The organism is Methanomethylovorans sp., from assembly GCF_041305605.1.
Taxonomy (GTDB): Archaea; Halobacteriota; Methanosarcinia; order Methanosarcinales; family Methanosarcinaceae; genus Methanomethylovorans.
In genome coordinates this window covers 1-10,685 of the sequence record NZ_JBFYLB010000041.1, presented here as the reverse complement: position 1 = coordinate 10,685, position 10,685 = coordinate 1, and the positions used below count along the sequence as shown (strand labels likewise).

General features: G+C 43.4%; 13 protein-coding genes and 1 pseudogene. 9 read left to right on the top strand and 5 right to left on the bottom strand.

Features of this window, described 5'->3' with window-relative positions:
- Nucleotides 1-208, top strand: a pseudogene (locus tag ACCM36_RS02850) (hypothetical protein); the annotation flags it as partial.
- Between the two features lie 162 nt (nucleotides 209-370).
- On the opposite strand, the gene ACCM36_RS02845 reads toward ACCM36_RS02850, so the two are convergent.
- The 3 genes from ACCM36_RS02845 to ACCM36_RS02835 are packed head-to-tail and all read right to left on the bottom strand — an operon-like array spanning nucleotide 371 to nucleotide 2,732.
- Nucleotides 371-1,120 carry an ABC transporter permease gene (locus ACCM36_RS02845; RefSeq protein ID WP_370572213.1) on the bottom strand — a complete coding sequence of 250 codons (750 nt, stop codon included), beginning with the start codon at nucleotides 1,118-1,120 and terminating at the stop codon, nucleotides 371-373.
- Nucleotides 1,121-1,122: 2 nt separating this feature from the next.
- Nucleotides 1,123-2,109 (bottom strand): ATP-binding cassette domain-containing protein, encoded by a 987-nt coding sequence (locus ACCM36_RS02840; protein ID WP_370572212.1) that lies wholly within the window; start codon nucleotides 2,107-2,109, stop codon nucleotides 1,123-1,125.
- A 5-nt stretch (nucleotides 2,110-2,114) separates the two neighbouring features.
- Nucleotides 2,115-2,732 (bottom strand): TetR/AcrR family transcriptional regulator, encoded by a 618-nt coding sequence (locus tag ACCM36_RS02835; RefSeq protein ID WP_370572211.1) that lies wholly within the window; start codon nucleotides 2,730-2,732, stop codon nucleotides 2,115-2,117.
- A gap of 153 nt (nucleotides 2,733-2,885) precedes the next feature.
- Here ACCM36_RS02835 and ACCM36_RS02830 point away from each other — a divergent pair, with 153 nt between their 5' ends.
- From ACCM36_RS02830 to ACCM36_RS02795, 8 genes are all read left to right on the top strand, one after another.
- Nucleotides 2,886-3,290 (top strand): hypothetical protein, encoded by a 405-nt coding sequence (locus ACCM36_RS02830; RefSeq protein ID WP_370572210.1) that lies wholly within the window; start codon nucleotides 2,886-2,888, stop codon nucleotides 3,288-3,290.
- A gap of 220 nt (nucleotides 3,291-3,510) precedes the next feature.
- Complete coding sequence (thsA, locus tag ACCM36_RS02825) at nucleotides 3,511-5,136, top strand: thermosome subunit alpha (RefSeq protein WP_370572215.1); 1,626 nt, start codon at nucleotides 3,511-3,513, stop codon at nucleotides 5,134-5,136.
- 122 nt (nucleotides 5,137-5,258) lie between these two features.
- Entirely contained in the window at nucleotides 5,259-5,813 is a 555-nt protein-coding gene (locus tag ACCM36_RS02820) for a biotin transporter BioY (protein ID WP_370572209.1), read from the top strand.
- A gap of 4 nt (nucleotides 5,814-5,817) precedes the next feature.
- Nucleotides 5,818-6,633, top strand: coding sequence for an ATP-binding cassette domain-containing protein (locus ACCM36_RS02815; protein ID WP_370572208.1), 816 nt, complete (start codon nucleotides 5,818-5,820; stop codon nucleotides 6,631-6,633).
- Nucleotides 6,618-7,445, top strand: coding sequence for an ATP-binding cassette domain-containing protein (locus ACCM36_RS02810; RefSeq protein WP_370572207.1), 828 nt, complete (start codon nucleotides 6,618-6,620; stop codon nucleotides 7,443-7,445). Before ACCM36_RS02815 ends, ACCM36_RS02810 begins: the two co-directional genes overlap by 16 nt.
- Nucleotides 7,438-8,217 (top strand): energy-coupling factor transporter transmembrane protein EcfT, encoded by a 780-nt coding sequence (locus ACCM36_RS02805; RefSeq protein WP_370572206.1) that lies wholly within the window; start codon nucleotides 7,438-7,440, stop codon nucleotides 8,215-8,217. The genes ACCM36_RS02810 and ACCM36_RS02805 overlap by 8 nt, the downstream gene beginning before the upstream one ends.
- A 39-nt stretch (nucleotides 8,218-8,256) precedes the next feature.
- Nucleotides 8,257-8,601 carry an ArsR/SmtB family transcription factor gene (locus ACCM36_RS02800; protein WP_370572205.1) on the top strand — a complete coding sequence of 115 codons (345 nt, stop codon included), beginning with the start codon at nucleotides 8,257-8,259 and terminating at the stop codon, nucleotides 8,599-8,601.
- A gap of 23 nt (nucleotides 8,602-8,624) precedes the next feature.
- Nucleotides 8,625-9,695 (top strand): SO_0444 family Cu/Zn efflux transporter, encoded by a 1,071-nt coding sequence (locus ACCM36_RS02795; RefSeq protein WP_370572214.1) that lies wholly within the window; start codon nucleotides 8,625-8,627, stop codon nucleotides 9,693-9,695.
- Nucleotides 9,696-9,748: 53 nt separating this feature from the next.
- On the opposite strand, the gene ACCM36_RS02790 is transcribed toward ACCM36_RS02795, so the two are convergent.
- Nucleotides 9,749-10,306 carry a TOBE domain-containing protein gene (locus tag ACCM36_RS02790; protein ID WP_370572204.1) on the bottom strand — a complete coding sequence of 186 codons (558 nt, stop codon included), beginning with the start codon at nucleotides 10,304-10,306 and terminating at the stop codon, nucleotides 9,749-9,751.
- Between the two features lies 1 nt (nucleotide 10,307).
- Entirely contained in the window at nucleotides 10,308-10,511 is a 204-nt protein-coding gene (locus tag ACCM36_RS02785; protein ID WP_370572203.1) for a helix-turn-helix transcriptional regulator, read from the bottom strand.
- Between the last annotated feature and the right edge of the window lie 174 nt (nucleotides 10,512-10,685).

Sequence of the window (10,685 nt, the reverse complement as noted above, 5' to 3'; positions counted from 1 at the left end):
ACTTGCCACAGCTATCCTGAACATTCCCTTTTTCCTTATAGGTATCATATACCTCAACAGTCTAGAGCTTGGGTGGAACACTACAGGAATAGGCTTTTTCGTCCTATGTCTTTTCATACCTCTGTGGTTCTATTCTCAGCATGAAAGTAGACTGGGTGTAAAACACGAATCATTTACGGAATCAGAACCTGTCCCGGCAGAGATCTAATTAGACAAATATACCTGCCATGTTCCACGAATAAAATTCAGATAGGGACATGGCTGGAAATTTATTTATGTATTTATTTATGCATGTTCTTTAGCAGCAGCCTTGCTGAAAAACCATTGTGACGATATTCTCACATCTTCATCTAAGCATCTTCAATGATCCTCAGATGCTGATCTTCCGGAACAGGTAGGCTCCAAAGATTATCATAAATGCTGTGAAGCCTGTAAGCACCACAAAGCTTAATGTCGGGTCAATCTGGGAAGTTCCTAATAGGCCGTATCTTATTCCTTCTACTCCATATGTCAGCGGGTCCAGCATGGTAAGGGTTCTTAACCAGGATGGCAGGCTGTCTATGGGGAATAGTGCTCCTGAAAGTCCGAATATGGGGAATACAACAAAGTTCATTATAAGTTGGAATCCATGCATATCCTCCATTCTGGAAGCAATGGCAATGCCAAATGCAGTAAAAGAAAGCCCTATCAATACCATGAATAGAATTGCTATGGCAAATCCCGGGATGTTGGTAATCTTAAGTCCCAGGAACAGCGAAATGACGAGTATTATGATTCCCTGGGTCAAAGAAGTTGTAGCTCCTCCTACAGTTTGTCCTAGCATGATCTCCATTCTGGACACTGGTGCAACTAATGTTTCCTTTAAGAACCCGAATTGCTTGTCCCATATTATTTGTATGCCTGAGAAAACTGAAGTGAACAGGACGCTCATGGAAATAATGCCCGGAATGATAAATCCTATATATCCGTGGCTCATGCCGGGAAGGCTGACGACGGAATTAAGGCCGAATCCGAGCACAAGCAAAAAGAAGACGGGCATGCCTAAACTGCCTACTATCCTGCTTTTGGAACGAAGGTAACGCTTCACATTTCTTAACCAGATAGTATATACGATGTCCATTCTTATCTCCTCATTGATCTTTGCATCATGCGCATACGATCCTTACTGCTGGCTTCCTCTTCTCTCATGGTCCTGCCGGTGTAATGTAAAAAGACATCCTCAAGAGTAGGCTTATGGATGGAGATGGACTCTATATAAATTCCATTCTCTGATGCGATATTTACTATCTCTGCAACATGTTTCTCTGCATTTTGAAGGTTAATAGTAACAGAATCGTTATGTACATCCACATGTTTTACCCAGGAAAAAGTTTTGATCATCGTATGGAGCTTTTCCTTTTCAGATGATCTTATTTCGATCACATCTCCTCCGATGCTTTCTTTGAGTCTGTCAGACGTATCCAATGCGATAATCTTTCCCTTATCAATTATTGCTATCCGGTCACAAAGCTTGTCTGCCTCTTCCATATAGTGGGTAGTGAGAATGATCGTGATTCCTTTTTCTTTGTTCAGTTTGTCAATATAGTTCCAGAGATGGTTTCTAGTTTGGGGATCAAGGCCAAGGGTTGGCTCATCCAGGAATAGTATCTTGGGTTCATGCAACAGTCCTCTTGCTATTTCCAGACGTCTCCTCATTCCTCCGGAATACGTTTTTACGAGATTGTCCTTTTTGTCTTCAAGTTCCACAAGCTTCAAAAGTTCCGTGATCTTTTTTTCCCTTGTACTTTTTGGGATGCGGTAAAGTCTTCCATGAAAATCCATATTTTCATAGGCAGTAAGTTCTTCATCAAGGCTCTGGTCCTGAAAAACAATACCAATGGATTTCCTTACATCATCTTCTTTTTTCAATATATCAAAACTATTGACGAATGCTTTGCCGGAAGTTGGTTTCAGCATCGTTGAAAGCATGGACATGGTTGTTGTTTTGCCTGCTCCGTTAGGTCCAAGCAAGCCAAATACTTCTCCATTTTTTATACTGAATGAAATGTGATCAACAGCAACAAAGCCGTTAAACTCTTTAGTTAGGTGTTCAACCTCTATAGCTACCATTCTAATCAATCTCCTATGCCCTCGAATAACAGATCGATCTTTGCAGATATGTCTCTTGAAAAAGAGATGTCGTTCTCAGATTTCAGCCACACCATTAAAGTGTGAAAATACACTGCGTTCAGGGTCTCAGCTGCCATTGTTATTTCAATACTCTCTTTGACATCTCTCTTTTCTATTCCTTCCTGAAGAATGTCCAGAAGCACTTTGGTGAGTCGATAATGCGGACTTCTTTCCTTATCAAGCACAGGTTTGGACCTCTCTATATATCTTCTATATTCAATGAACAGCAATTTTGTGAGGTCCTTGTCCTTTTCGTAGCTCTCAGCCAGTGCTACAAGGAACTTCTTGATCCTTTCTTTGGTAGGAAGATGCTTTATATCTTCATTTTCTGTCAAGTCATAGATAAATTCAGCTTTTTGTTCTGCGAAGTAAAAGATAAGTGCTTCTTTAGTTGGGAAATAATTAAAAAAAGTACCTTTAGCGATCCCGGCTTCTTTTGTTACCTCGTCGATCGTGGTATTTTCGAAACCTTTTGTTTTGAACAACTTCCCGGATACCTCAAAGATCCTGTTCTTTGTTTCGATCTTCTTTTTTTCACGAAGGGACATGTTATCCTTTTTCATTAGTGATAAATTCTACAAAATATGACCGGAGTCATAAATGACCAAAGTCATATTTATATTTTCCTTCCATCGACATCTACTGTACAAAAAACATGAATGTGAGAAACTCTTATGTGCTTTTACCACCATCTTTTCTATAGTAGGTGGATTGTAATGGAAGAAATGCAAGTGTTCATAGATAAGTTGGACAGCCGGAATTTCAAGTCTTCAGACATTGGATTACTTATCAAGCAACTTGTTCAGGATGCAAGACTTGGGAAGGCCAAGGTAGAAAAAGACGATATTCAATGGTTGCACACATATCAGTTTGCCCTGCAGCAGCTTGAACTTAATCTTAAACAGGCTCCCTCCACAGTTCATCCGGGGGACTGGAGAGAGGTTGCCGAAGATCTCTCCAAGGTGAAGCAGATGGTCGATGACATGGAGCAGAAGAGCATCATCTCTAATGTGGCGTGGAATGCAGGAGGATTAGCTATATTTAGTATCCCTGATCCTGCCTGCTACAAGGAGCACGTTTACTGTGCTATCATTAATTATATAAAAAAATTATCTATTTAGGCATCTTCGCCATCCGAAATGGAGCTTGGGTCTTAATTTTTTTACTCTGTGTAAGCTCCATATCTCTTTTTAGATTGCGCTGGTTATCTTTATATAGAACTGCTTGCATCTAGATTCAACTATCGAGTGTTGAACATATTCGATAAAGGCACTTCAATGTTCAAATTGATCGTTCAATTATCCAACACTATATGAGGAGGTTAATGATTTGGCAGCACGAATGGCTGGACAACCAGCATACTATTCAGGTAACAGGAATCAGAGGACCAGGGGTAGAGATGCTCAGAGCATCAATATCCTTGCAGGAAAGGCTGTGGCAAATGCAGTGAGGAGTACACTGGGTCCCAAAGGCATGGACAAGATGCTTGTGGACTCCCTGGGTGATATCGTTATCACCAATGATGGAGCCACCATTCTTAAAGAGATGGATATTGAGCACCCAGCTGCCAAGATGGTAGTGGAAGTGTCCAAGACCCAGGATGATGAAGTGGGAGATGGAACTACCACAGCAGCAGTGCTCACAGGTGAATTGCTCACAAAGGCAGAAGAATTGATCAACAAGGGCGTCCACCCCACGGTTATCACAAGTGGATACCGTCATGCTGCTACAAAATGTGAAGAGATCCTGGCTACTATCACCATTGATGTTTTACCTGAGGACAGGGTGGCGCTGAAGAAGATCGCTTCTACTGCCCTTACAGGCAAGGGTGCGGGAGAATACAAGGACTTCCTGTCTGAGTTAGCAGTCGATGCAGTGCTTTCAGTGGCCGAGAAGACAGAGTCCGGCTACAAGGTCGACATAGAAGATATCACTATCGAGAAGCGTGAAGGAGGGAGCATTAAGGACACGGAACTGGTCCAGGGTCTTGTAATAGACAAGGACCGTGTCAGACCCAACATGCCACAAAGGATCGACAATGCCAAGGTCATGCTGACAAGCTTTGCCATCGAATTCAACAAGATCGAGAAGGATGCTGAGATAAAGATCACATCTCCTGAACAGATGCAGTTGTTCGTGGACCAGGAAGAGAGAATGGTCAAGGCAAAGGTCGACAACATCATCAAGACCGGTGCAAATGTAGTATTCTGTCAGAAAGGTATCGATGACCTGGCCCAGTATTATCTGGAGAAGGCAGGCATCTATGCATGCAGAAGGATCAAGAAGAGCGATATGGAAAAGCTCGCCAGGGCAACAGGTGCTACTATCGTCCAGGACGACACAGAGATCCTTGTCGAGGACCTTGGTTATGCAGACTATGTCGAAGAACGAGAGATCAAAGGCACCAAGATGACCTTTGTGATGGGCTTTAAGAATTCGAAGATTGCATCCCTTGTTCTTCATGGGGGAACCACTCACATAGTAGATAGCCTCAAGCGTGCACTCAATGATGCATTGAGGGTCGTAGGTGTCTCCCTGGAAGATGGGAAGGTAGTGGCAGGCGGAGGTGCACCTGAAGTAGAACTTGCACTGAAGCTCAGGCAGTACGCTTCAACCCTCAAAGGTAGGGAACAGCTTGCAGTAAACGGATTTGCAGATGCATTGGAGGTCATTCCGCAAACTCTTGCAGAGAATGGCGGACTTGATCCGATAGACATACTTGTTGAGATGCGTTCCCAGCATGAGAAGGGTAACAAGAGAGCAGGTGTGAATGTCTATACCGGCAAGATCGTTGATATGTGGGAAGAGAACGTCATTGAGCCACTGAGGGTTAAGACCCAGGCCATAAACTCAGCTACTGAAGCTGCTGTTATGATTCTCAGGATCGATGATGTTGTTGCATCTTCCGGGAAGAGCAAGGCAGCCGGAGCCGGAATGCCAGGCGCCGGTGCAGAAATGGGCGATTAAGCCCTTTTCTTTTCTTCAAGAACAATCTACTATGGCCGATGTTTTTTCGGTCTTCTTTTTCTCATTTCTCATGCATTTTTGAATGATAATCTTTAAATCCATTGTAAACCAGTTTCACAAATATGGTTTACAATATCTCTATTGATACTGAAAACTCTAGTCGTGATCTAAAAAGGATGGTTTTTGCTGCCCTTTTTGCATCTCTGATAGCAGTTGGAGCATATATGAAGATCCCTCTGCCCCTTACACCTGTTCCGGTGACTATGCAGGTATTCTTCGTACTGCTTGCAGGCTCCATGTTGGGTAGTCGATGGGGAACAATCAGCATGATCGTGTACCTTCTGCTGGGCATAGCAGGATTTCCTGTATTTGCAGGAGGTGCTTCTGGCCCTGGAGTACTTTTTGGTCCGACTGGTGGCTATCTAATAGGGTTCATATTTGCAGCATTTATTACGGGTAAGCTTTCAGAATCATTTTCCCGGAGTTCTGTACTGAAAAATACTTTATTCATGGTCACAGGATTATGTATAATCTATGCTTTAGGTGCCCTCTGGTTGATGTCTGTAGCGAATCTATCATTCCGGCAAACAATGGTTGCAGGAGTGCTCCCATTTATTGTAGGTGACCTGGTAACATTGTTACTTGCTGCGTTCATAGCTGCGCGATACGAGGTATAAGAACGTGATCTCCGTTAGAACTCTTTCATACAGCTATCCGGATGGAACAAATGTACTTGATTCCATTGAACTTGAGCTGAAAATGGGTGAATTTGTAGCCTTAGTGGGTCCCAATGGATGTGGTAAGTCTACTCTGTCCAGGCATTTGAACGGCCTCTTAAGACCCACAGAGGGTTCTGTGGAAGTAATGGGTATGGATACACGAGACTCTTCCAATCTCTGGAAAATAAGACAGGCCGTTGGTATGGTTTTTCAGGACCCCAACGTGCAGTTCATTGGCAGCACACTAGAAGAAGATATTGCCTTTGGATTGGAAAACCTGGCTCTTCCATCTATGGAGATCAAAAGATTGGTTTCGGAAGCATTAGAACTAACTGGTATGGAAAAATATATATATGCTTCTCCAGGCTCCTTGAGCGGTGGCCAGAAGCAAAAAGCAGCCATAGCAGGAGCATTAGCCATGGGTTCCAGGTTCCTTGTACTGGACGAAGTGACTTCCATGCTGGACTCGCGATCATGTACCGAAGTGCTCAATATGATGCTTTCTCTCAAAAACAAAGGAATAGGATTGCTTTACATTACTCATCGGCCGGAAGAAATGCTGGTTGCAGATCGCATTCTGGTAATGGATAAGGGTAAGATCGTAGCTGATGGTGCACCACTTGCCGTTATCAGGGAACTCGGTGAGGGCCATGATCTCTTCGAGTTAACTCCTTTACTAAATCTTGCACTGAGACTTGAAGATACAGGTGTTATTCGCCTGAATGGCCATGTATTATCTCCACTTGCTCTGGCGGAGGAAATATGCCGATTATTGTAGAAAATGTCAGCTTCTCCTATGCAAGGAACACCCAGTTAGAGTCAATGGTGCTTGACAGAGTGAGTCTGAATATAGAAGAAGGCGAATTTCTGGTCATTATGGGTGAAGTAGGTTCAGGAAAATCCACTCTGATAAAACATTTCAACGGCCTTTTAAAGCCCTTTTCGGGAAAAGTTACTGTGGATGGACATAATGCTGCTTCTGTCCAGGCCAGAAAACTTGTAGGCATGCTTTTTCAATTTCCTCAGCAGCAACTTTTTGGAAGGACCGTGTTTGAGGATGTTGCTTTTGCACCATCGAACTTTGGAATCTCCGGTCAAGAACTGCGTTCAAAAGTAAGCGAATCCTTGAAACTTGTGGGGCTGGATGAGAAGATCGCTTCAAAGTCCCCTTTTAGTTTAAGTAATGGACACATGAGATTGGTAGCTCTTGCAGGTATCATTGCTGCAAGCCCAAAATACATCGTTCTTGATGAACCCTCTACAGGACTTGATCCCAAAGGAAGAACCGAATTATTCAAGGCATTGGAACAAGTTCTTACAGGCGGGATAACTGTAGTAATGATAACTCATAATCTGCATCATGTGTTACCCTTGGCCACGAGGATGGTTTTTATGGAAAGGGGCAATATATCTTTCGAAGGTACTCTTAAAGAATATTTCTTATCAACGCCTTCACAACTTCCCGATATTCCATTGTTGATGAAAGAGTTACGCAGATGTGGGGTCGATGTGGATGATGGCGTATTCGATGTTGAAGAGGCTTTTCAGGAAATAATGCGTATCAAAAGGATGGGTAACGCACATGAATGAACTGTTCTTTTCCTACATTCCGGGAACATCATTTCTTCATAGGCTGGATCCCCGAACTAAACTGGTTTCAGTAATGCTCTTTAGCATCATTGTACTGAGGGCATCCAGTTTTCAGGATATGGTTTTGTTATCAAGTATCTTTATTATATCTGCACTGCTTGCACAATTGGGAATACGTCATCATTTAAACTCTCTTCGCCCCATGCTGTTGTTCTTCATTTTCATCTTCTCAGTACAGGCCATATTCTCAGAGGGTGAGAGAATATTCTCCATGGGGCCAGTAGGCATAAGTTCTGAAGGACTCTGGAAAGGAGGGCTTGTTACTTCGCGATTTATTCTTCTTGTCCTCTTCGCTTCGTTACTTGTTTCAACCACACTTCCTTCTCTCCTTACTTTGGGGATAGAACGGATGCTGCGCCCACTGCCTCTTTCTCTCCTGGGTATTTCATCGTATGACATTGCTATCATGATGTCGATTTCAATGCGTTTTGTGCCCTTGCTGCATGGGACTCTGGAGCAAACGGCAGAGGCACAGGTTTCCAGAGGTATGGACCTGCGCCACAATCCTTTGAAGACTATTCCCTCCATGGCGATACCTATGATCCGCAATACATTGCGTATGACGGAGGATCTGGCAATGGCTATGGAAAGCCGATGTTATCAGGGCATACATCGGACATCCATGTTCGAACTGAAGATGCACAAAGAGGATTGGTTATCTCTTTTCATAGTGGCATCTATTGTGACTTTGTTCTTCTATCTTCAGATTTGACGGTTAATTATATGAACCATTGTTCATATGTTCATGCACATGTCCCATTCATGCATGGATGAAGCAGCTATTAAAGCTATGATTCATGGGCTGCCCTCTGAACAAGTGCTGAACCACATATGCCAGACTTTTGGTGCACTGCAATGCACAACACGTCTGCAAATTCTCTTACTTTTGCAGCAGGGTCCTCTGTGTGTAACTGATATTGAAAATGCACTGGGACAATCCCAATCGGCTATTTCTCATAGTTTACGTACCCTGCGTCAGCTAGATCTCGTGAGGACAAAAAGAGAAGGAAGATTTACGGTCTATCATCTGGCCGATGAGCACGTTAGTGTGTTGGTCGATATGTGCCAGCAACATGCAAAGGAGATGGAACCCTGATATCTGAAGCATCTGTTCTACAGATCCTCTATGGCATTTCATTTGAATCGTGGTCACTTTTCCTGGAAATGTCTCCTTATCTTTTCCTGGGATTTTTGATCGCAGGTATACTGCATGTGCTGGTGCCGGACGAGAAAGTGCTCTCCTATCTGGGAGAATCAGCAGGAAAAGTAAGGTCTGTGATCAATGCTTCTCTCATGGGATTACCACTGCCCCTATGTTCCTGTGGTGTAGTGCCTACTGCTCTATCCCTCAAGAAAAGGGGTGCAACAAAAGGAGCTACGCTATCTTTCATGATCTCTACACCTGAAACAGGAGTTGATTCCATTGCAATTACCTATGCTTTGCTTGATCCGATCATGACTGTATTCAGGCCCTTAGCTACGTTGTTCACAGCTATTGCAGCAGGCATAGTTGAAAACTTTTCATCGGGAGCTGATAAGAAGAATCTTTTAAGCAAACCCCTTGTTATGATGCAGGCTCCTGTCACCCAGGGATGTGGATGTTCCTGCTCAGGCGGCGCATGTTCTTCCGATGGTAATATGAATACAGTTTCCAAAATAGCAGCTGGTATAAAGTATGCGTTTGTAGACCTTCTTGGAGATATTTCAAAATGGCTGATAATAGGAACCGTACTTGCAGGTATTATTGCATACTTAATACCCGAAGAGATTATAGGTTCCTATCTTGGAGGTGGCATATATTCGATGCTGATAATGCTTCTCATAGGCATACCTCTCTACATCTGTGCAACCACCTCTACACCCCTTGCTGCTGCACTGGTTGCTAAGGGTATGAGTCCAGGGACAGCTTTTGTGTTCCTCCTTGCAGGACCGGCGACGAACGCTGCAACCATTACTATGGTAGTGAAGTTTCTCGGAAAAAGAACTGCAATTATCTATGTTGGCATGATAGCAGTATGTTCCATAGGCTTCGGCCTGCTGCTGGATTCTATATATCTTGGCCTTGGGATCCAGGCAGCTGCAATTGTAGGAAGTGGTGGGGATATTGTACCACCATACATTCAGCTTGTATTTGCACTTATGCTGCTTCCTCTCATGGCCTACGGCATGGTCCGAAAAAAGTGTAACTGACAGGTCATTGATCGATGTTTTAAGAGAAAAGACAGGTAGAAGGTACAAAAGACTTAATCCTTCTTCACTGCCCTTTTACCAATAAGCACTTCAGTAGACTTGATCACTGCAAAGACCTCGTCACCTTCTTTTATATCCAGCTTTTCAACTGCCTCGGTGGTAATAAGTGAACTGAGCAATGCAGCTTCTATGGACAATTTTACTCTTGAGGCTAGGTCTCCCTTTTCTACTTCAATCACCTTTGCAGGTATCCTGTTGCGTGCAGAAAGATGTAATCCAAGGTCCTCTCTGAATGTCTCATCGTGCATTGTATCATTGAGCAGTTGCTTGTTCATATCGTATTCCCTTATGAGTTTGCGGCCAGCGTCAGTGAGAAAGGTTCCCTGTTGTTTTCCTCCCCTTGTTGTCACTACCACATCTTCACCCAAACGTTCGCTCATTTTATTGAGTACCAGCCATGCATGCTTGTAGGAAACGCCTACTTTGGTGCAGGCTTTGCGTAGTGACCCTTCTTCATCTATAGCCTTGAGAAGGGCAACTTTACCTTCTCCTATTACGGGTTTTCCGTCTTCTGTGATCCAGACTTTTGCTCTTGTTTCCATATCTCTCATTTTAGAGGTCACTGTCATCGAATATAAAAAGCTCGTCTAACGTAGAGTTCAGGCATTTTGCTACCTTGTAGGCAAGTTTCAGGGATGGGTTATATTTTCCCTTTTCCAGAAAACCTATTGTCTCCCTGCGCACACCTACTTTTTTTGCCAGATCCTCCTGTGTAAGATCGTATCGTGCTCTGAACTCTTTGATCCTTGTCTGCATGCAACACCTCTACTGCTTTATTAGTCCACATCGTCTTTTGAAAGGAAATACCACTGGAACCCCTTTGCAGTCATCAGCATAAGGACAAAGAGTATAAATATCACTCCGGATACGCTGAGTTGTATGAACTGCAGGCGATCTATCCAGAAAAGCAGGTTCAACGCGACAAATGTG